Genomic DNA, 21,960 nt, shown 5'->3' with positions numbered 1-21,960 from the left:
GATCCGGACCGCCGGATACGGGACTCCGGGCGCCGATCTCATCGGGACACCGGCAGATACGGGGCCAGGCCGGGTTCGGGGCGGACCCCGAAGGACCGCAGGGCCATGGCAAGCATCGCGTAGGTGCCCACGGTGAAGACTATGTCCATGAGTTGCTGTTCGTCGAACGTCTCGGCCAGCGCCTGCCAGGTGCTGTCGCCGACCGCTCCGGTCTCGCGCAGTTCGTCGGCGGCCCGCAGCAGCCCCGCCTCTTCCGGCGTCCAGCCGACGGCGTCGGGGCCGGCTCCGATCCGGGCGATCTCGTCGTCGGTGAGTCCCGCGTTTCCGCCGAGCACCACATGCTGCGCCCATTCGTATTCGCTGTCCCAGAGATTCGCCACCCGCAGCACGAGCAGTTCCCGTTGCCGGTCGGTGAGCTTCGTACCGTAGAGGAGATGCCCGTTGAAGGGCAGAAAAGCCATCGTGAGCGCCGGGTAACGGGCCAGCGTCCCCAGCAGATTGATCCCGGATTGCGTATTCGCCGGGGCGGGGGCGCCGTGGTGCACCTGGGACCGGAAGCCGGCGAAGAAGGTCCGTAGTTCGACCGGCCAGTCCCGGGGGTTCAGCGGGGGTATCCGCTCCATATCCATCTCCTTCTCGAGATCGCATCCGTCTTCGGGTGGTCGTATCGCCGTCCCGCCGGACCCGGTCCGCGACCGGATCCGCTACCCACCTGTCCGGTCCGGGCGCACAGTGCGGACCCGGACCGCGCCCTCAGCCCGGAATATTGCGCGGTCGCAGATTGCGCAGCGGGCGTGTGTAGGACGGGTCGTCACCGCTGCGTGCGGGCCTACCGTTGGCGAACAGGTCCGCCACCTCGGCGAACGGGAGCGGCATGGTCGGGACCGTCCCCGACCATTCGACGACATTGGTACGCAGGGCGATCCGCCACTCGCCGTCCCGGCGCTCGAGCCGGTCGAGATACCGGCCACCGGCCAGCCAGTTGGTCTCGTCCCGGTTACGGGCCACGAACAGGTAGTACGTTTCGGTATGTGTCGCCGTCGATATCGCAGGTGTGGTTGAGCAGATTGTGCTGGGTGGCCGACTGCCCCTGCTCGTGCATGGGCGCCGCCCACTCGTAGAGTTCGCCGGGACCGCCGACGAAATCTCCGGCGGCGATGACCGCGTCGGGATGGAACGCCGACAGCAGCAGCGCGCGGTCGAATCTGTCCATTCCCCGACTGAACCGGGTCAGGCAGTCGACGATGTCCTGGCGGTCCAGCAGTGCGATGAGCCGGTCTTCGGTGGTCATGGCGTCCTCGGAAGTCTCGGTGCGTGGTCAGGTGACGGGTGCCCAGATCGGCGCCCCGCGGATATCCCGCAGCGAGGGGATCTCCCGGCCGTCGATATCGGTGATGCCGTACTCCCGCCCCAGTTCTGCGGTGATGAAGGTGCCGCCGCTACGGCTCATGAGCGCCGGATCGGTGGCGAGTGCGGCGATCACCCGTCCGGGATACTCCGGGGAACAACTGTGGGCGGGTGTGGTGGCCGCCTGCCCGGACAGTCCGGGAACGGCGGCCAGATTGCGCTCGGCTCGTTCGGTGCGTGTCAGCCCCTGCCACAGGGCGAGCGAGGCGATACCGGCGGATTTCAGCTCGATCGCCATATCCCGGGCCATACGGTCGACCGCCGATTTCGCGGTGCCGAAAACGACACCGTAGGTGTACGCGACACCGGTGTAGCCGGATACCGCGACGATCAGACCGGTTTTCCGCGGCAGCATCAGTGGTACGGCACAGCGCGCTGCCACGAAATTCGACCGGACCCCGATATCCATCATGTCCCAGTTCGACAGCGGCTTCTCCCAGAAGGGTTCCGGATCGGTGAGATCCGGCGGCAGCGCGCAGGCGTTGTTCACCAGGATGTCCAGGCCGCCCTGTTCGGCGTCCACCCGTTCGAAGAGTGCCGCGACCTCGTCGTCGGCGCGGTGGTCGACTCGCACGGCGATTCCGGCACCGCCCCGGCGGGTGCATTCGGCAGCGGTTTCTCCGACAGTGCCCGGCAATTCGTGATCGCCGGGCACCACGGTGCGACCGGTCACGTAGACGGTCGCGCCGTTCCCGGCGAGCGCCAGCGCGATCCCTTTCCCGATCCCGCGGCTGGCACCGGTGACCACCGCGACCCGCCCGGACAGCGAGCCCGGCGCCGGATAGCTATTCATCGAAGAACTTCTCGCTGTAGTCGTCGTGCGCGCGGCCGATGAACCGGTCCTCCCGCAGCGGTGCGCCCAGGACGCCCTGCGACCAGTCCACCGAGACGCCCTGATCCTGTGCCCAGTCGTAGAGCATGATGCGCCGACCGATCCGCCACCGGTCGTCCCGGCGTTCGAACCGGTCCAGGTAGCGGCCGCCGAGTACGGAATCCCGGTGTTCGGACCCGGTATCGAGCCGGTGGTAGGCGATCACCTGGGTTTCGGTGAGCGCCACCTCGTGCCGGAGATCGACGGAGGTCTGCCCGAGCAGATGCTGGGTCGCCACCACCACCGGCGAGCCCGGAATCACCCATTTCAGATACTGGTCGAAGGTACCGTCGAAGATTCCGAAATCCACGGTGGCATCGGGCCAGAACGCATTCTGCACCAGGGTCGCGTCGCGGCGGTCCTCACCTCGGGCGAGCCGGACGATACAGTCCCGGATCCGCGCGTGGGCGAGGACGGTGGCGACCTCGGTGATGCTGTCGTCCACGGTGGCGAACTAAGCTTGCGCCGCGTCGGGCGCGTACCCGAGAATACCTTTGAGTTCCAGGTACTCGTCGAAGCCGGCCGCACCCCATTCGCGCCCGTTCCCGCTCTTCTTGTATCCGCCGAACGGGGCAGCGAAATCGAAACCGCCGTTGATGGCGATCGATCCCGCCCGCAACCGGCGGGCGACGGCCCGGGCCCGATCCAGATCACGGCCGGCCACGAACCCGGCCAGGCCGTATTCGGTGTCGTTGGCGATCGCGACAGCATCATCGATACTGTCGTAACCGATGATCACCAGGACCGGGCCGAAAATCTCCTCCCGGGCGATGGTCATATCGTTGGTGACATCCGCGAACACCGTCGGTTTGACGTAGAAACCCTTGTCGAGACCGTCGGGCCGGCCGGGACCGCCGGCGACCACGGTGGCGCCCTCGTCGATGCCCTTCTGGATGAGTGCCTGGACCCGGTCGAATTGTGAACCCGCGACCACCGGCCCGACGGCGACATCGCCGGTGGGATCGCCGACGGTGATGCCCTCGGTGGCCGCCCGCGCCGCGGCCACCGCTTCGTCCATCCGGGCGGTCGGAACCAGCATCCGCGACGGCGCGCTACAGGTCTGGCCGGAATTACCCATCATATCGGCCACGCCCTGACCGACATTGGTGGCGAGATCCTCGTCGTCGAGGATGATGTTGGGTCCTTTGCCGCCGAGTTCCTGGGCGACCCGCTTCACCGTGGGCGCGGCATTACGGGCGATATCGATACCGGCCCGGGTGGAGCCGGTGAACGAGATCATGTCCACGCCGGGGTGCGCGGACAGCGGCACGCCGACACTGGGACCGTCGCCCTGGACGAGGTTGAACACGCCGGCGGGCAGCCCGGCCGCATCGAGCACCTCGGTGAAGATCTGGCCGGTGAACGGGGAACGCTCGGACGGTTTGAGCACCATGGTGCATCCGGTGGACAGGGCGGGGAACACCTTCACCGCGATCAACGCCATCGGCCAGTTCCACGGGGTGATGAGACCGCACACCCCGATGGGTTCCTTCACGAACAGGGTGGCGCCCCGCTGTTCCTCGAAACGGAAGTCGCGCAGCACCTCGGCCGCCTGCTGGAGGTGCCCGAGCACCAGATCCACCTGGAACCCCCCGGCCAGGCCGCGGGGGGCACCCATCTCCTCGGTGAGCGCGGCGGCGAGATCCCCGGTGCGCTTCTGATATTCCGCACCGATGGCACCGAACAGCTCGAGCCGGTCGGCGACCGAGGTCGCGGCCCAGGCCGGAAATGCCGTTCGGGCCGCGGCCACCGCGGCGTCCACATCCACGGCGGATCCGGCGGCGACCCGTCCACAGACCTCTTCGGTGGCGGGATTGATCACCTCGAAGGTCCGATCGGCCGTGGGCTCGACCCACCGGCCGCCGATATAGAACTTCAGGTATTCGCGCATCACTGCATCCCTTCCGCGTACCAGGTGCGGAACTCGTCGTAGCTGGGCATTTCCTCGGAGTTGGCCTTCGGGTCCACTGCGACGTGGATCACGCCCGGTCTACCGCTGGCGAAGGCGCGTTTGATGGCGGGCGCGATCTCGGCATCGGTGTCGACGTATTCGCCGTAGCAGCCGAATCCCTCGGCGACCCTGTCCAGCCGGGTGTCCTTGCTCCAGTGCACCGCGGTCTCCCGCGAGCCCTGGCCGAAGGTGCGCTTGTACACCCCGACCTCGAGTCCCCACGCGTAGTCGACGGCGACCACGCAGACCAGCGGAAGGTTCAGCCGCGCCGCGGTTTCCAGCTCCGCGATCTGGAACTGGAAGGAAGAGTCGCCGGTGATCATCAGCACCGGACGCTTCCCGCCGTCGGCCACCGAAGCGCCCACCGCGTAGGGCAGGCCGGTACCGAGATGGCCGAAGTTCTGGTTCCAGATCACATCGTGCGGTTTGCACTGGGTGTAGGTCCAGCCGAAGATCGTGGTGGCGCCGCCGTCGCGGACCAGGATCCCGTCGGCCGGGAATTCCTTGGTGGCCTCCACGACCAGGCGAGCGGGATGGACCGGCGTACTACCCGACGGGGCGTTCTCGGCGAGTTCGGCGAGCCGGGAAGCATCCTGTTCGATCCACTGCGCGAGTTCGGGAGTCGCGGTACGCGGGGTGTTCCGCAGGGCCGCGGTGAGCTGCGGGACGATCGCGCGCAGATCGCCGACCAGGGGTACGTCGATCGGCCGGTTGACCCCGATCGCGGTGGGGTCCTGTTCGATCAGGATCCATTTCCGCGTGTCCTCCCCGGCGACCCAGTGTCGGCCGCGCCCGTAGTGCACAGGTTCGCCGAGTTCGGTACCGATGGCCAGGCACAGATCGGATTTCACCACGGCGTCCACGGCCGAGGGTGAGAAGCCGTAGGGGAAGGTGCGGTCCTCGAGACCTTCGATGAAGGAAGTGCCGCCGGAGGTCTGGACGACGGGACAGGCCATGAGATCGGCCAGCGCCTTGACCGAGGCACCGGCCCGGGTGGTGTGCACACCGTGCCCGACCAGCAGGATCGGCTGCTTCGCCTGCCGGATGAGATCGGCGGCCGCGTCCACCTTGTCCTGTCCGGCGGTCTGATCCACCAACCGGTACCGGTGCGGCGGCAGCGGTGCGGCGACGTCGAGTTCCTCCTGGATCACATGGGAGGGATATTCGATGTAGACCGGGCCCGGGGTTCCCGACAGCGCCTTGCGCAGACCTTCCCGGATCACCTCGTCGGTCTGATCGGCGTATTCGATACTGGCCGCGTACTTCACCGAGGGCTCGAACAGTCCGGACTGTTTCACGAACTGGATCCGGCCGCGGCGCACCCGCTGTTCGGTGATCCGGGCGCGCTGTCCGCCCAGGAAGATCACCGGCGAGTTCTCGACCTTGGCGCACATCATGGCGCCGGCGAGATTGGCCACACCGGGGCCGAGGGTACCGATGCACAGTGCGGCTTTCCCGGTCATCCGGGAGACGGCTTCGGCCATGAACCCCGCCGATTCCTCATGGTGCGGGGACACCACATTCCAGCCCCGTTCGTCGGCGAGGTGGAACAGGTGCACGAAATTCGGGTCCGGGATGCCGAAGATGGTGTCGATACCCTCGGCCTCGAAGAGATCCAGAATCCGTTCGTAGACTTTGACCGTCATACTCGTTTACCTCCCATGGCCATTGCGAAACTCCGGCCGATATGGTCGTTGTGGGCCGACGGTACGACCGGCAGCAACCATGAATCGTTGATGTCACGTATTTCGTCGATACGGGCCCCGACGTCCTCGATGGACCATTCCGGCTGATAGACCCCGGGTGTTTCCGCGATGTACGCCCGCGCCACCCGGCCTGCCAGCGCCACCAGCATTTCCCCACTCACCGAGCATGATTCGTGTGCCAGCCACCCCACCGCGGGGGCCACCAGTTCCGGTTCCATCGGCGGATATTTCGAAGTATCGATACCGTCGGCGAGCCGGGTGACCGCTGCGGGCACGATCACATTCGACCGCACCCCGAATTCGGCGCCCTCGAGCGCGACCACATTCGACAGTCCGATCACACCGGCTTTGGCGACGGCGTAATTGGCGACGTTCCTGTTGCCGTACAGACCGCCGATGGAGGAGGTCAGTACGACCCGTCCGTACCCGGCCTCCCGCATCACCGGAAAGGCCGCACGGACGACGTGGAACGCACCGCGCAGATGGACGTCGAGGACGGAATCGAAATCCTCGTAACTCATTTCGGTGAGCGGGGCGTAGCGGACGTTGCCCGCGTTGTGGACGAGCGCATCGATCCGGCCGTAGGTGCCGAGCGCGGTGTCGACGATCGTCCGGCCGCCGTCCGGGGTGGCCACCGAATCGGCATTGGCCACCGCCTGCCCGCCCGCCGCGACGATTTCCGCCGCCACCGCCGCGGCGACCCCGATATCGCTGTCGCCGCCCGGAATACCGCCGCCCACATCGTTCACCACGACCTTGGCGCCCCGGGCGGCCAGCAGCAGGGCATATGCCCGGCCCAGACCGCGACCGGCGCCGGTGACCACGGCGACCCGTTCGTCGAACCGCATCTCGGGCAACACTTCTCCTAACCCTGTGCCCGGCGAGTCATTCGCCGAGCGCCAAACCCTCCAGGCTGCCGGTCTCGCGCCACGCCTGCAGGATGTCCTCCAGCGCGTAGAAGCCCGGCCAGTACGGTTCGCCCAGATGCGAGCGGATGTTCTGCTCACCCTCGTTGTTGTAGTAGCCGGGGGTGCATTCACGCTGGAAGTTACTGTTGTCCACGGCGGTTTCCCGGATGGTCGCGCACCAGCCGTCCACCGCTTCGGGGGTCGGTTCCACCGTGCGCGCACCCCGGCTCAGTGCCGCACCGATGATGTAGGCGGCGTGGGTGGCCTGCTGATCGAACATATCGGTGGTGCTCGCGGTGACCCCGCCCTGGACGAAGCCGGTGAAGAACAGATTCGGGAAACCGTTGCTGGTCAGCCCGTGCAGGGTGCGGTAGCCGTTCGCCCAGTGCTCGTAGAGCGAGAGCCCGTCGCGGCCGGCGAACGGATGGATCCCGTAGCGGCGGTCGAGCTCGGTGGTGATCTCGAATCCGCTGGCGAAGACAATGCAGTCGACCTCGTGCTCCACCCCGGCGGCGATGATCCCCTTCGCGGTGATCCGTTCGACGCCCTTGGTGGCCGAAACATCGATCAGGGTCACATTGTCACGGTTGTAGGTCGGCAGATACTCGTCGTTGAAACAGGGTCGCTTGCACAGGAACCGGTAATACGGTTTGAGCGCGGCAGCGGTTTCCGGATCCGACACGATCGCATCGACCCGCTGCCGGACCCGTTCCATCGCCCGATAGTCCTGGTTCTCCCTGATCTCCATGAACTTCTCCGGCGTCACTTCGGCCCAGAGGTTGTTCTCGTCGAGGTAGGACTGCACATTACGGCTGACCTCGGTCCAGCCGTCGCACACCAGATCCGGCTGCCCGGGAGCGAATGCCTCGAACGCGGCTGTGTGGAAATTACGGCGGCGCTGCAACTGCCAGCCCGGCTGCAGGGATTTCACCCAGTCCGGATCGGTGGGTACGTTCCCGCGCTCGTTGATATAGGAAGGGGTGCGCTGGAAGACATAGAGATGCTCGGCCGACCGGGCGATATGCGGGATCACCTGGATACCGCTGGCGCCGGTACCGATCACCGCCACTTTCTTGTCCTCGAGGCCGGTGAGCCCGCCGCGCATATCGCCGCCGGTGTAGTCGTAGTCCCAGCGGGCGGAATGGAATGTGTGTCCGGTGAAATCGCTCAGTCCCGGGATACCGGGCAGCTTCGGCTTGTTGAACGGCCCCTGGGCCATCACCACGAACCGGGCGCGGATATCGTCGCCGCGATTGGTGCCGATCCGCCACCGGTCGACGGCGTCGTCCCATTCCAGGGATTTCACCATGGTGGAGAAGACGGCCTTCTCGTACAACCCGAAATGTTTGCCGATCCGTTGCGCGTGCTCGAAACATTCGTCGCCGTACGCGTACTTCTGGGTCGGGATGTACCCGGTCTCCTCGAGCAGCGGCAGATAACAATAGGCGTCGGAATCGCATTGGATGCCCGGATAGCGGTTCCAGTACCAGGCGCCGCCGAAATCACCGGCGAGTTCGATGACCCGGAAATCCTCGACCCCGGCCTGGACCAGCCGCGCGCCCGCGGTGAGCCCGGCCCAGCCACCACCGAGGATCGCGACATCGATCTCCTCGGTCAGCGGTTCCCGGGGCGTCACCGGGGTGTAGGGGTCGCCTTCGAAGAAGTCGGTGAATCCGTCCTCGGATGCCACGTACTGCTTCTGTCCCTCGGGCCGCAGCCGCTTATCGCGTTCGGCCAGGTATTTGGCCCGCAACGCGGCTCGGTCGATCTCGGGGGTCTGCGTGGGTGCGCAGTTGTTCATTCGGATTCCTCGGTGGGGTGGATCGGGCCGGCGGCAGGGTCAGGTGAGGTCACGCGGTGCGCCGGTGCCCATGTATTTCGCGAGGTTGTGGTGCAGGTTCACGACACTGCGCTCGCGATAAGGATTCGGTTTCGGGCCCGAGAAGCCCAGTGTCTTCATGCCCTGCTGCACCGCGGCCATATTGTCGAAGTCCTGCGGCAGGACCGTGCGCCAGGCCGGGTCGCCCTCCGGAGTGTGGATCCATTCCGTTTCCGGTGCCTCGCCTTCGGGGAACAGCTCGTAGACCGCGGCCTCGAAGATGCATTTGTCCGGGTCGTAGCCGTAGGGCCGGGCGCTGTAGCAGAGCATGTTGTTCACCGCGTGGCCGATCTGGAAGTTCGGGAAGATCTGCCACGCGGTACCGGCCGCCGCGACATCGGCCGGGGTGACCGTCGGCCAGACGACCCCGCGCTTCTCGTCGTCGGCACGGGCGGAGGCCAGCCAGTGCGCCATCACCTCCGGCCCCGGGGTGCCCTCGGGCAGTTCGTCGACGAGCCGCCGCGCCGCCTCCACCATCGTCCAGGTGGTGTTGGTGTTGGCGTTCTCCCAGGTGAAGTTCTGCAGTTCGATGGTGGACTTGCGGGCATCGGGCCCGTGGCCGAGGCGGATCTTGCCCTGGCTCTCCTCCTGGCCCTTCGGTGCGTCGTAGCCGATATTGCTGTGTTTGCCCTGTGCCCGCGCCCAACCCAGGAACATGCCGAAATTCATGAACTCCGGATGGGTGTAGGGCACGTGGTAGGTCTCCATGAAGGCTTCGAGAGCGACCTTCCAGTTGCAGTCGAACACCAGCCACCGCCGCCACCGGTAGCGCATGTTCTCCAACTGGAACGGCTCGAGCAGGCCGGCCGCGGGTTCCAGGTATTCGCGCAGGGTCTCGGAAGGATTCGGGTCCAGGTTGACGAATATCCAGCCGCCCCAGATGTCGACGTGCACATCGACGAGCCCGTCCCGGCCCTCGGTGAGACCGCACGGCCAGTCCTCGCGTTCGGGTACGAAGGTGTTGCGGCCTTCGAGGTCGTAACGCCAGCCGTGGAATCCGCAGACGAACTGCTTCTTCCGACCGAGGGCGTTGCGTTCGCCGGCCGGGGTGTCGACCAGGCGGCGGCCGCGGTGGGCGCACACATTGTGATAGGCACGGATCTTGTCCGGTGCCGTACGCACGATGATCAGCGAATCATCGAGGATCTCGTAGGTGAGGTAGTCGCCGACCCGGGGGATCTCCTCGACCCGTCCCACCTGCTGCCAGACCTTGCGCCACAGTTTGTCGCGTTCGGCCCGCACGTACTCGGGACTGAGGTAGGCCTCCACCCCGATCGTCATCGGCGCGGACAGCGGTTCGGTGTTCGTGGCGATATCGTCGACGGTCTCGGCTGTGTGCATTGATCGCTCGCTACGCTCACTCATGGCGTTCTCCCACCCCGGGTCCGGGGACAATCGGTGTCGGTGCGGTTCATCTCGGTGATCAACTGGTGATCGCGGCGCGGAAACCCTCGTCCTTCAGGAAAAGCGAGGTGTTGTCGGCGCCCAGATGGGTCCATTTCAGATTCAGTCCGCCGTCCACCAGCAGGGTCTGGCCGGTGATATAGGACGACAGCTGCGAGAGCAGGAACAGCACCGCGCCGGCCTGCTCCTCGGGGCGGCCGCGGCGGCCCATGGCGATGGCCGTCCGGTCCCGTTCGGCGTCGGTGTCCACATAGGTACCCGAAGCCGGGGTCTCGGTGACACCGGGCGCGATCGCGTTGACCCGGATATCGCTGAGCGCCAGTTCCACCGCCAGCGTCCGGGTGGCCGCCACCAGTGCGGCTTTCGCGGTGCCGTAGGCGATATGGAACGGTGCGGTGTTCATCCCGCTGATGGAGGACAGCGAGACGATCGACCCCGCCCGGCCCGCTGCCCTGATCTCCGCGGCCACGGCCTGGCTCATGAAGAACATCGATTCGAGGTTCTGGTGGAAGAGCGCCCGCCAGTCCGCGCGGGTGACCCGGGTCGCGGGCATCCAGGTGGCGGGCGCGGCGCCGCCGGCGATGTTCACCAGACCGTAGAGGTCGCCGTCGGTCCGGCCCGCCGCTGCCAGGACGGCGGCTACTCCTTCGTCGGTGGCCGCGTCGGCCTGCACCGGAATCACCTTCAGGCCCTCCCCCGCGAGAGGTTCCACATGCTTCGCGAGATTCTCGGCGCCCCGGCTCACCCCGAGCACGGTGGCGCCGGCCTGGGCGACCAGCCTGGTCACCGCGGTGCCGATACCGCCGCCGCCCGCGCCGGACACGATCACCACGCGTCCGTCGAGCCCGAAGAGGTCGTTCGTCATGGATTCCTCACCCGTCCTTCCGGAACGCGAGCACACTGCCCTCGGCGTCGGCGGCGACGTAGAGGGTGCCGTCGGCGGCGGCGGTGATACCGGCGAACGGTCCCTGCGGACCCGAGAACGGCGGCATACCCAGCAGCGGTTTCGGTGTCACTCCCGGCGGTGCGCCGACCGGCAGATTCCAGGCCAGCACCTCGCGGGCCTTGGTCTCCAGATCGACCGAGACCAGACTCTTGGCCCCGGAATCCACCACCAACAGCTGGGATCCGCGCACCAGGATCCCCTGCGGGGTGTCCAGACCGTCGACAACGGTGTCCACCCCGGCCGGAGTGACCGAGACGACCCGGCCCGCCCCGGATTCGGCCACCAGCAGGGTGCCGCCGCCGGTGAAGGCCACACCGAGCGGTTTTCGCAGACCCGAGGCGAGCACATCGACACCGCCGCCGCTGTTCACTCCCAGGACGCGCCCCGTGCCGAACTCAGTGGTCACGACGACTCCGCCGGGGCCCACTTCGACGCCGTAGAGCTGATCGAACGGTGCTTCCGCGCCGGCCAGGAATTCGCATTCCCCGGCGGCCGGGCGCCAGCGGGCGATCTGTCCACCCGCGGTGGCGACGACGAATTCGCCCGGACCGGTGGCGGTCACGCCGCGGGTGAACCCGGGGTAACCCGGGCTGAACAGCATGCCCTGGGTTTCCAGCCCGTCCGCCCCGACGGCATAGAAGTAGGTACCGTCGGCGACGAAGAGGGTGCCGTCGGGGCCCACCGTCAGATCCAGCGGCCAGTTCAACCCGCCGGGCAGGGTGGCGCGGGTTTCCCCACCGGCGAGGATCTCGGTGATCTCACCGGTGAAGTTGGAGACGAACAGGCGCCCGTCCACCAGGGTGCAGTTGTCCAGGCCGGGGTTCAGCTGGGCCAGCAGGGTTTTCTCCCCGTTGCGCGGGTCGATCCGCAGCACCTGGCCCGAGGCCACCTGGGTGGAGACGATGAAACCGTCCGCGTCGAACTTCACCGAGTCGGGTACCCCGAGATCGCCCGCGACGCGTTCGGGCTCGCCGCCGTCGGGGTGGATCCGCCAGATGTCGTTGGTGCCCATCACCGGGTAGTAGAGGAGCCCGTCCGGCCCGACCTCCATGGCATTGGGCTGTTCGATGTTCTCCAGCAGGATGCGGGGGGCGCCACCGTCGAGCGGCAGCTCCATGAGCCGGCCGCCCGGGCGGCACTCGTTCACGAACAACCGGCCCTGGTGCACGGTGATGCCGTTGGCGCTGGGCAGGTCCGCGCGCAGCAGCCTGGTGGTGCCGTCGGGATGCCGGGCGCTGACCCGGCCGTCCATCACCTCGGTGGCGTAGAGGGTGCCGTCCGGATGGAAGGCGCAGTCGTCCGGGGCGACGATATCGCCGCCCTTGGCGCTGACCGTCTCGATCGCGCCGGTATCGATATCGAGTGCGCTGATCTGACTGCCGGTTACCTGAGCGATGTAGATCCGGCCGTCCGGGCCGGTCCGCAATCCGTTGGCGCCGAACAGCCGGCTGGGCGCGGTGACCCGCCGCTGGCTCCAGCCCGCCGCGAGTCCGATCGACTGGCCGCCCTGAAAGCGCGCCCCTTGCTGCAACATTCCGACTGACTCCCAACCGACCCGGCCGATAGCGCTGATCCGCCTCGATGTCGAGGACTTGTAAGGAATCTAACGCCCTATCCAGGCAAGCGCAACAAGTATTGCAATCTTTGTAAGGATAGATACGAGCATGCGATATCCGCATGCACACGAGGCTTTTCAACCTCCGGCAGAGCCCTCCCCGCGCCACCGGAGCAACACCTGCGAGAATAACATTCTCAATTCAGGAAAGGTGCAGTTCGCCCGGATCGATGGCCGTGGCACAGACACCGGGCCGCGCGCTCGCCGCCCTCGGGTCCGGCGTCCTGCCGACTGTCACGACGGGCGCCGACCGACCCGTTGCGCCCACGCTCGCATCGACCCACCGGCCGACGACAGCGTCGGCCGACGACGGCCACGACGGAGCCCGGAACGGCGGAAGCGATCCACGCGCCCCTTCCGCCCGGCGGTACCGGGTACGCAACGTGGGCGGTTCCGAAAAGGAATCGCGCTGATTTCATGCCGTGAACACGGGCGCGCACCGGGATACGTTGCGTGGCCGGAGGGTTCGTTGCCGGACGGAAAGTGTGCGACTGAAGTGCGAAAAAGAAGGCGCAATGCGATCATGGCGATCGGAATCGCCGCCCTGGTACTCCTTACGGGCTGCACGTCCGGGAACGACAACGGCCTGCCGGTGGACGGCGGCGAATTCATCACCGGCCTGTACCTCGAACCGCGCGGACTGGACCCGCACCGGCAGGTTTACTGGGAGACCTACCGTGTCTCACGCAATATCTTCGAACCCCTCGTCGGCGAGGACCTGACCGCGAACTCCGGTGTCCCGGGACTGGTCCCCGCCCTCGCCACGAAATGGGAGCACAGCGACGACGGCCGGGTATGGACCTTCCGGCTGCGCGAGGGCGTCCGGTTCCACGACGGCTCGCCCTTCGACGCGGCGGCGTTGCACAAGAACGTGCGCCGGGTGTGGGACCGCTCCTACGAGTTCTTCGACGAGGAGAGCGCCGGCCGCGTGAAGGTGTGGTTCGGCAATCTGAAAGAGGCGCGGCCCACCGGCGACCACGCCTACACATTCGTCTTCGACAAACCGTTCCTCGGTTTCCCGCGCATCCTGGCCCAGTCGATGTACACACTGCCGATCGGGAATCCGGCGGTCTGGGAGAAATACGGCAACGACGAATTCGCTCAGCACCCCGAGGGGACCGGGCCCTACCGCTTCGGCTCGCGCGCGATCGGTGACCGGATCGTCCTGCAGCGCAACCCGAACTACTGGGGACCGCGGCCCCGCCTGGACACACTCACCTTCCGCGTCATCCCGAACAATCAGACCCGGGTGGCCTCGCTGCTCAACGGTGAAGTGGACCTGATCAGCTACGTTCCACCCGACGATGTGGAATCGCTGGAGAACGCCGGATTCGATGTCCCCCAGGGCACCGCCGCCGAACTGGTGTACTTCTCCTTCAACCGCCGCAACCCCGTCTTCGAAGACGACCGGGTGCGCAAAGCGCTCATCCACGGCCTCGACCGCGCAGCGCTGGCGAAAGAGGTCTACAACGGTTACGCGTCACCGCAGTACTCGTTCCTGCCGCCCGGTAACGAGGCCTACGATCCGGCGGTCCGCGATTTCGGTTACGACCCCGATCGCGCCCGGCAACTGCTCGCCGAGGCCGGTTACGGCCCGGGGCAGCTGCGGTTCAACCTGGTCATCGATGTGGCCAACGAGAATCTCGGGCAATGGCTGCAGGCCCACCTGAAGGGTATCGGGGTCGAGGTGGACATCGTGAGCCTGGACCGGGTCAACTATTCGGCGCGGGTCTACAATCCGCAGCCGGGTGACGGTCTGAGTATCGACGAGTTCGGCGAGACGAATGCCGAATGGCTCTACAACGGATACAACGGCCTGAAGAACCGCGGCCTCGATCCGGCCCGATATCCCGAGGTGACCGGGGCCATCGAGACCGCACTGCGCAATCCCGATCCGAATACCCGGATCCGGCTGTGGCAGCAGGCCGAGGCGAAACTGCGCACGAACGCGCTGGTGATCCCGGCGGTCAATCTGAACCGCTACTACGCGACCGGCCCGAACGTGGAAGGTTTCGTCTACGCGTCCACGAACTGGTACGACCTGGCACCGGTCTGGCTGTCCGGTTCCCGATGAAGCAGTTGCGCCATATCGGGTTCTGCGTACTCAACGTCACGCCGATCCTGTTCCTGGTCTCGATCCTCGCGTTCCTGCTCGGCGTGCTGACCCCGGGCGATCCGGTGGAAGCCCAGTTCGCCTCGCGGTTCACTCCCGAACAGCTCGACGAACTGCGCGCGACCTACGGTCTCGACCGGCCGCTGTGGGAGCAGTATTTCGTCTGGCTGAAGAACCTCGTCGCCGACGGCGGTGGGCTGTCGCTCACGCTGGGCACACCGGTGTTCGACATGCTGGTACCGCCTTTCCTCAACACCCTGATCCTGACCGTGGCGGGGGCCTTCGTCTGCGTGGTGTTCGGCACCCTCATCGGTGCGGTGGCCGGGATCTTCCACGGCACCTGGATCGACCGCGCGGTGATGTTGCTCGCCCAGATCGGCAGCAATCTCTCGGTGTACTGGTTCGGGCTCGTGCTGATCAGCGTGTTCTCCCTCCAGCTGGGCTGGCTCCCGGTCGGCGGTATGCAATCGCGCGGCGGTGGCGGATTCACCGACCTGCTCGAACATCTGGTCCTGCCCGCGGTCTCGGCCGCCCTGATCTCCATGCTGGTACTGGCCCGTTTCGTGCGGATCGGCGTCATTCGCGAGACGGCGACCGATTATGTCCGCACGTTCCGGTCACAGGGCGTGCCGCTGCGCACGATCTACGGGCGCAATATCTTCCGCAATATCGCGCCGAGCATCGTCAACGTCACCGGTCTCGAGATCGGCACCCTGATCACCGGGGTGTTCTTCGTCGAGATCGTCTTCAACTGGCCCGGTATCGGCACCCAGCTCGTCAATGCCGTCAACGGTAAGGACTATCCGGTCATCCAGGGCGGAATCGTGCTGGTCGCGCTGTGCTACCTGCTGGTCGACCTGATCACCGACGTGATCGTCGATGCGCTCGATCCACGGCTGCGGGGGGTGTGATGGTTTTCGCGCTGCCCCGTGCCTCGCTCAGCGGGCACACCCGCCGCAGGCACAGTGCGCAACTCGTCGCCGCCGGGGTGCTGATCGGCATCGTGGTGCTGGTATCGCTGTTCGCACCGCTACTCGCCCCCTACGATCCGCTCGCGACCGACCCCGCCGCCGAATTCCTTCCCCCGGGCAGTGCCGGGCATCTGCTCGGCACCGATGATCTGGGCCGGGACCTGCTGAGCCGGCTGCTGTGGGGTGGCCGTACCTCACTGCTGCTGGCCGTGCTCTCGGTGGCCGGCGCCACCGCCATCGGATCGGTCGCGGCGCTGCTCGCCGGTTTCGCGGGCACCCGGGTGAGCGGCGTGGTCATGCGGCTGGTGGACATGCTGTTCGCCTTCCCGGTGATCCTGGTCGCGGTCGCCCTCGCTGCGGTACTGAGTCCCGGCGCGCCCGTGGTGGTGGTGGCCATCGTGTTCTATGTGGTCCCCTACGTGACCCGGGTGGTGTTCACCGAGGTCAAGCAACATACGAGGCGGGAATACGTCGAGGCCGCGACCGCACTGGGCGCGAACCGCTGGGCGCTGATGGTGCGTGAGGTGCTGCCCAATGTGACGGGTCAGATCGTGGTCTACGCCACCGGACTGGTCGCGACCATGGTGGTGTTCTCCGCCAGCCTGAGCGCGGTGGGGATCGGGGTCCAACCGCCGACGCCGGACTGGGGACAGATGATCGCCTCCGGCGCCAAGGTCGTGCTCTCCGGGCATATGTACGTGGCGGTGATTCCCGGCCTGACCGTGGTGCTCGTGGCCCTGGCCTTCAACTGGCTCGGGGACGGCCTGCACGATCTGGCGAATCCGAGAACCCGAGGAGGGCGGCGATGACCGCGGTGACGGCACGCGGCGCCCGCGTGGAAACAGCCGGGCCCACGGCCTCGGTGGTGCTGGAGGTCGCGGATCTGAGCATCGCGTTCGCCGGGGACGATACCGACAGCCCGACGGTCGCCGGAATCTCCTTCGATCTCACCGCCGGTGCGGTACTCGCCCTGGTCGGAGAGTCCGGGTCGGGCAAGAGTCTCACCGCCGCCGCCATCATCGGCCTGCTGCCGGGCGGGGCTCGCGTCAGCGGCGGAACGGTGCGTTTCCACCACGGGGCGCAGTCGCCGGTCGACCTGACCGCGCTACCGGAACGCCGCCTGGCCGCCTATCGCGGCTCGGGTATCGGCATGGTGTTCCAGAACCCGCTCGGCGCACTCGATCCCGCGCACCGGATCGCCGCCCAGCTCGACGAGGTGCTGATCCGGCACCGCCCCGGCGCCACCCGCGCCGCCCGCCGGGAACTGGCGGCGGAATGGCTCACCAAGGTCGGATTCGACAGCCCGGACCGCGTGCTGGGCGCTTACCCGCACGAACTCAGCGGCGGTATGCGTCAGCGGGTCGCGCTGGCCTTGGCCGCCCTGTCCGAACCCGCCGTCCTCATCGCCGACGAGCCCACCACCGCGCTCGATACCGTCGTGCAGCGCCAGATCCTCGATCTGCTGCGCGATGTCACCCGGGCCACCGGATCGTCGCTCCTGCTGATCACCCACGATTTCGATGTGGTCGCGCATATGGCCGATACCGTGGCGGTTCTCGCGCGGGGCCGGATCGTCGAGCAGGGACCCCGGGAGACCGTGCTCACCACACCCGAGCACCCGTACACCCGACGCCTGCTCGCCGCGGTACCACGGCTGGGTAAACGGGCCGCCCTGCCGTCCTGGTACGGGATACGGCGGCTGTCGTCCGCCGAACCCGCACCGGAGGTGCCCGAGTCGCCGCCGCGCGACGATACCGGCGAACCGCTGCTCCGGCTGGAAGCGGTCACCAAGAGATTCACCGTCGGTGGTTTCGGCACCGGACTCCCCAAACGCGAACTCCCGGCGGTGGACGATATCTCGCTCGCCGTCCACCCGGGGGAGATCTACGGCCTGATCGGGCCGTCCGGCTCCGGCAAATCCACCCTCGGCCGGGTCATGGGCGGTCTGCTGCCCGCGACGACCGGTTCGGTCGTCTTCGACGGGAGCGCACTCGTCGGCGCGCGGCCGGCGGCCCTGCGGGCACTGCGATCCCGGCTGCAGTACGTGTTCCAGGATCCGGTCGGCTCGCTCAACCCCGGTATCCGGATCGGCGAACAGATCGCCCGGCCGCTTCGCCGCTTCGACCGGGCACCGAACCGGAGAGCCGCGGCCGACGCGGTGGCCCGGGCCCTCGAACTCGTCGGCCTGCCCACCGGATTCGCCGATCGCTATCCGCACGCGCTCTCCGGCGGTCAGGCGCAGCGGGTGGGGATGGCGCGTGCTCTCGCGCTGGAACCCGATCTGCTCATCCTCGACGAACCGACGTCCTCGCTCGATGTGTCCACCCAGGCCGAGATCATCGACCTGCTGCTCGAACTACGGCAGCGGTTGAACCTCACCTGCGTGTTCATCGGGCACGATCTCGGTCTCGTCGAATGGGTCAGCGATCGGATCGGGGTGCTGTCGGGCGGCCGGCTGGTCGACGAATTCCGCACCGAACACCTCTACGACAGCACCCGCTCCCCCGCGACCAGGGCCCTGCTTGAGGCCGATCTCGGTACCAGGAAAGCGCAGCTCCCATGACCGCTCCGGATTCACACCTTCTCGTCCTCACCACGGCGCTGACCACGGCCGAAGCCGCCGCCGTCCTCGGCGATCCGGGACTGCGCGCGGCGTGGACCCGGCATCGGGCCGCGTTCACGGTGATCGGGATCGATCGGCTCTCGGGCACCGCGAGCACCCCGCCGGCCGGTGATCTCGATCCCAGCGTCCTGGCCACCGCGCTGGCGGCGCACGGCGGTCCCGCGGTCGTCGTCGCCGCGGCCGCGCATATCGATCTCCCCTACAACCTCGCGCGGCGCGCGCTGTCGCTGGACCATCTCACCGGCGGCAGATCAGGGGTACTGCTGGGCAGTCGCGATCCGCGGGGTCGCACCGAGAATGCGTGGAGCGGGGCGGGTCTGGGCACGGAGGCCGTGCTGGGCGCCGAGACCACAGCGGATACGGCCCGCGCACTCGTGCGGCTGTGGCAGAGCTGGCCGCTGGACAGCATCGTCGGCGACAAGGCATCCGGCATCCTGGTGCACTCCGATCGCATCCGCCGGGTCGACCACCGCGGTGCCACGAAAACCGCCGGGCCGCTGAGCATTCCCACCTCGAACCAGGGCATACCGGTGCTGGGCCGCTACGAAGCCGATCCGGGCGCGCGGACCCCCGATCCCGCCGACCTCGTCGTGCTCGGCGGGCGGCCGGATCGGGCCGCGGTGGCCACCGCGGCCGATCGCCCGGGCGGGGTGCCCGTCCTGGCCGAGGCATCGGTCCGCGATCTCGATACCGCGACCGGACTCCTCGCCGCCGGTGCCCGCGGTCTCCTGCTACGCACCACAGGTGGCGGACCGCCCGCCGAAACCGCCGCATACCTGCTGGACACCGATTTCGCGGCCCGGTTTCCCGAGGCGGCCCGGCCCGGCGATACGACCCTGCGCGACGCACTGGGCCTGCCACCACCCGCCGACCTACTCGGCACCGCCACGGCGGCCTTCCCCGTCCCGACCGCGAGCGTGTACCGCTGACCACCGCGCACCCGATCCCACCTACCGAAGGGACCACCTCCATGGCAGCCCCCACGTCGGCCGCTCTGCGGTCGCTGCTGGCCCATCCCGAGGCCGACTACGATTCGCTCGCCGCGACCTACCGTCCGCTCTTCGACCGGATCGCGGCGGGTAACCCGGCCCGGGAGCGGGCCCGGGAGTTTCCGTACGAGCAGGTCCGCCTGCTCGTGGACGCGGGCTTCTCCCGGCTGCGGATCCCGCGGGCGCACGGCGGTGACGGCGCGACACTGCAACAGGTCTTCCTGCTGCTCGCCGACCTCGGTGCGGCCGATCCCAATGTCGCCCATATCTTCCGCAACCATCTCGCCTTCGTCGAGGACCGGCTGAACTCGCCGGATCATCCGGCCACCGAGGTCTGGCTGGAACGCTTCCGGCGCGGGGAATTCGTGGGTGGCGGCTGGACCGAGGCCAACCATGCGAAGTTCGGCGATATCGGTACCCGGATCAGCACGGTCGAGGGAACCACCCGGCTCACCGGCGAGAAGTACTACGCGACCGGCAGTCTCTACGCGGACTGGCTCGATGTGATCGGCCGCGACGACGACGATCGACTGATCACCGCCCTCGTGGCACGCGACCAGCCCGGTGTCACGCTGGTCGACGATTGGGAGGGTTTCGGCCAGCAGACCACCGCCAGCGGATCCGCCCGGTACCGGGACGCGGTGGTGGACGAGCACGGACTCTTCCCCGCCGAAGAGCGTTTCGCCTACCAGGGACTCTTCTATCAGACCGCGCTGCTGGCGGTACTGGTGGGCATAGCGCGGGCGGCGTTCGGCGACGGGGCCCGGGCACTGCACCGGCGCCCCCGCAACTATCCGCTGGGCACCGACGAGGTCCCGGCCCGCGACGTCCTGCTCCAGCAGCGGATCGGCCTGCTGGCCACCCGCGTGTTCCAGGCCGAGGCCGCCCTGGAGAAACAGTCCGCGACCCTGGACGCGGTGGCCCGCGCCCATCTGCGCGGTGACGAGCAGGCCGAGGAGCAGGCGCTGGTCACGGCGACCGTGCGCACCCACGAGGCGCAGACGGTGGTGATCGAAGCCGCGCTCGAGGTCACCACCACCGTGTTCGACGCCCTGGGTGCCTCCGCGACCGCCGTCTCCGCGGGCCTGGACCGGCACTGGCGCAATGCCCGCACCCTCGCCTCGCACAATCCCCGGGTCTTCAAGGAACGGGTGCTCGGCGACTACTACGTCAACGGCACGCCGCCGCCGGGCGGCTCCAACTCCTTCCTGCGTCCGCAGGGCCAGGGGGCCTGAGACCGTGCCCGAACCGCGCTCCGGTCATGTGCTGCTCGGCGTCAATGTGCTGGTCTACGGATATATTCCGGCGGCCTGGCGGACGCCGCTGTTCGAGACGCGGGATTTCCTCACCCCGCAGTACTGGGAGCAGATCGGCCGGCTGGCCGAACGGGCGCGCCTCGACGCGGTATTCCTCGCCGACGCACTCGGTCTCGGCGATCCCGCCTACGACGCCAACCCCATCCGGCTCGATCCGTTCGTCGTCTGGGCCCGGGTCGCCCGAGCCACCGAGCGGGTCGGTCTCATCGCCACCGCCTCGACCACCTTCAACGATCCGGTCGACCTGGCCGCGCGCATCCTGACCCTGGACCAGGTTTCGAACGGTCGCGCGGGCTGGAACCTGGTGACCACCCGCGACGACCGCTCAGCGGCGAATTTCGGCCTCGAACGGGTGGTCCCCCGCGGCCGACGCTACGAACGCGGCGCCGAATTCGCCGAACTGGCCCGTGCCCTGTGGTCGGCGGCCGGAACCGGGCGGCGGGTCAGCCACCACGGCACACATTTCCGGTACGACGACGTATTCCGCGCACCCGCTTCACCGCAGGGGCTGCCCGTGCTCTTCCAGGCCGGTGGGTCGCCGGGCGGCCGGGATATCGCCTCGCGGTACGCCGACGGCGTGTTCACCGCGGAGATCACCCTCGAAACTGCCCGCGAGCACTACCGGACGGTGAAGGACGGCGCGGTACGCGCCGGGCGCCACCCCGCCGAAGTCGCCATCATGCCCGGTCTGCTGCTGACCCTCGGGTCCACCGAAGCCGAGGCGCGGCGGCGAGTGGACGAACTGTACGAATCGAGCCCCAGCGCGTACTCGGCCGCCTGGCTGTCCCATGCGATCGGGGTCGATGTCGGCACGCTGGACCTGGACGAGCCGTTCCCGGACGAGGTGCTGCGCGGACCGGCTGATCCGGACATATTCACCGGCAGTATCGGCTTCCGCGAATCCATTCTCGAACAGATCCGCCAGACCCGGCCGACCGTGCGGGAGTATCTGCGCCAGACCCGCTACTCCGGTTCCGGGCACGGCGGGTTCGTCGGCACTCCCGAGCAGCTGGCCGACCGGATCGAGCACTGGTATCGCGAATACGCCTGCGACGGCTTCAACCTGCAACCCGATGTCCTGCTCGACAGCCTGGAGGTGATCGCCGATGAGGTGATCCCGTTGCTGCGCGCCCGTGGCCTCTACCGTGACGACTACGAATCGACCACCCTCCGTGGTCATTTCGCGGCGGCGCGACCGGATCCCGCACCGGCGGTGACCGCGACACGACCGTGAGTGCGACCCGTGTCCCCGGCCGGGTGT

17 protein-coding genes and 1 pseudogene are annotated in these 21,960 nt (G+C 67.8%); 7 read left to right on the top strand and 11 right to left on the bottom strand.

What is annotated here, in order from left to right; translation table 11 throughout:
- Positions 1–38 precede the first annotated feature (38 nt).
- The 11 genes and pseudogenes from ACWCPQ_RS11450 to ACWCPQ_RS11400 form a co-directional block, all read right to left on the bottom strand.
- Positions 39–623 (bottom strand): carboxymuconolactone decarboxylase family protein, encoded by a 585-nt coding sequence (locus tag ACWCPQ_RS11450; RefSeq protein ID WP_449897272.1) that lies wholly within the window; start codon positions 621–623, stop codon positions 39–41.
- Between the two features lie 130 nt (positions 624–753).
- Positions 754–1,213 (bottom strand): annotated as a pseudogene (locus tag ACWCPQ_RS11445) (nuclear transport factor 2 family protein).
- A 105-nt stretch (positions 1,214–1,318) separates the two neighbouring features.
- Complete coding sequence (locus ACWCPQ_RS11440) at positions 1,319–2,200, bottom strand: SDR family NAD(P)-dependent oxidoreductase (RefSeq protein WP_449897270.1); 882 nt, start codon at positions 2,198–2,200, stop codon at positions 1,319–1,321.
- On the bottom strand, positions 2,193–2,723 hold the full coding sequence (locus tag ACWCPQ_RS11435; protein WP_449897268.1) for a nuclear transport factor 2 family protein: 531 nt from the start codon (positions 2,721–2,723) through the stop codon (positions 2,193–2,195). Before ACWCPQ_RS11435 ends, ACWCPQ_RS11440 begins: the two co-directional genes overlap by 8 nt.
- A 9-nt stretch (positions 2,724–2,732) precedes the next feature.
- Positions 2,733–4,169, bottom strand: coding sequence for an aldehyde dehydrogenase family protein (locus ACWCPQ_RS11430; RefSeq protein ID WP_449897266.1), 1,437 nt, complete (start codon positions 4,167–4,169; stop codon positions 2,733–2,735).
- A complete protein-coding gene (locus ACWCPQ_RS11425; RefSeq protein WP_449897264.1) occupies positions 4,169–5,875 on the bottom strand; it encodes a thiamine pyrophosphate-binding protein in 1,707 nt (568 codons plus the stop codon). Before ACWCPQ_RS11425 ends, ACWCPQ_RS11430 begins: the two co-directional genes overlap by 1 nt.
- A complete protein-coding gene (locus tag ACWCPQ_RS11420) occupies positions 5,872–6,792 on the bottom strand; it encodes an SDR family NAD(P)-dependent oxidoreductase (protein ID WP_449897262.1) in 921 nt (306 codons plus the stop codon). Before ACWCPQ_RS11420 ends, ACWCPQ_RS11425 begins: the two co-directional genes overlap by 4 nt.
- 28 nt (positions 6,793–6,820) lie before the next feature.
- Complete coding sequence (locus ACWCPQ_RS11415; protein WP_449897261.1) at positions 6,821–8,644, bottom strand: flavin-containing monooxygenase; 1,824 nt, start codon at positions 8,642–8,644, stop codon at positions 6,821–6,823.
- A gap of 39 nt (positions 8,645–8,683) precedes the next feature.
- Positions 8,684–10,063, bottom strand: coding sequence for an aromatic ring-hydroxylating oxygenase subunit alpha (locus ACWCPQ_RS11410; RefSeq protein ID WP_449897259.1), 1,380 nt, complete (start codon positions 10,061–10,063; stop codon positions 8,684–8,686).
- A gap of 82 nt (positions 10,064–10,145) precedes the next feature.
- Entirely contained in the window at positions 10,146–10,991 is an 846-nt protein-coding gene (locus tag ACWCPQ_RS11405; RefSeq protein WP_449897257.1) for an SDR family NAD(P)-dependent oxidoreductase, read from the bottom strand.
- A gap of 7 nt (positions 10,992–10,998) precedes the next feature.
- Positions 10,999–12,606, bottom strand: coding sequence for an SMP-30/gluconolactonase/LRE family protein (locus tag ACWCPQ_RS11400; protein WP_449897255.1), 1,608 nt, complete (start codon positions 12,604–12,606; stop codon positions 10,999–11,001).
- 604 nt (positions 12,607–13,210) lie between these two features.
- On the opposite strand from ACWCPQ_RS11400, the gene ACWCPQ_RS11395 reads away from it, so the two are divergent.
- From ACWCPQ_RS11395 to ACWCPQ_RS11365, 7 genes are read left to right on the top strand one after another with little or no spacing between them, the layout of a single operon-like run.
- A complete protein-coding gene (locus tag ACWCPQ_RS11395; protein ID WP_449897253.1) occupies positions 13,211–14,761 on the top strand; it encodes an ABC transporter substrate-binding protein in 1,551 nt (516 codons plus the stop codon).
- Positions 14,758–15,711 carry an ABC transporter permease gene (locus ACWCPQ_RS11390; RefSeq protein ID WP_449897251.1) on the top strand — a complete coding sequence of 318 codons (954 nt, stop codon included), beginning with the start codon at positions 14,758–14,760 and terminating at the stop codon, positions 15,709–15,711. The genes ACWCPQ_RS11395 and ACWCPQ_RS11390 overlap by 4 nt, the downstream gene beginning before the upstream one ends.
- Positions 15,711–16,580 carry an ABC transporter permease gene (locus ACWCPQ_RS11385; protein WP_449897249.1) on the top strand — a complete coding sequence of 290 codons (870 nt, stop codon included), beginning with the start codon at positions 15,711–15,713 and terminating at the stop codon, positions 16,578–16,580. The genes ACWCPQ_RS11390 and ACWCPQ_RS11385 overlap by 1 nt, the downstream gene beginning before the upstream one ends.
- A complete protein-coding gene (locus tag ACWCPQ_RS11380) occupies positions 16,577–18,334 on the top strand; it encodes an ATP-binding cassette domain-containing protein (RefSeq protein WP_449897247.1) in 1,758 nt (585 codons plus the stop codon). The genes ACWCPQ_RS11385 and ACWCPQ_RS11380 overlap by 4 nt, the downstream gene beginning before the upstream one ends.
- Complete coding sequence (locus tag ACWCPQ_RS11375) at positions 18,331–19,323, top strand: hypothetical protein (protein ID WP_449897245.1); 993 nt, start codon at positions 18,331–18,333, stop codon at positions 19,321–19,323. Before ACWCPQ_RS11380 ends, ACWCPQ_RS11375 begins: the two co-directional genes overlap by 4 nt.
- A 41-nt stretch (positions 19,324–19,364) precedes the next feature.
- Positions 19,365–20,618, top strand: coding sequence for an acyl-CoA dehydrogenase family protein (locus tag ACWCPQ_RS11370; protein ID WP_449897244.1), 1,254 nt, complete (start codon positions 19,365–19,367; stop codon positions 20,616–20,618).
- Positions 20,619–20,622: 4 nt separating this feature from the next.
- Complete coding sequence (locus ACWCPQ_RS11365) at positions 20,623–21,933, top strand: LLM class flavin-dependent oxidoreductase (protein ID WP_449897242.1); 1,311 nt, start codon at positions 20,623–20,625, stop codon at positions 21,931–21,933.
- Positions 21,934–21,960: the final 27 nt, after the last annotated feature.

The organism is Nocardia sp. NPDC001965 (assembly GCF_053594175.1).
Note: the sequence above shows the minus strand (reverse complement) of the source record. Positions and strands in the feature narration are given on the sequence as shown.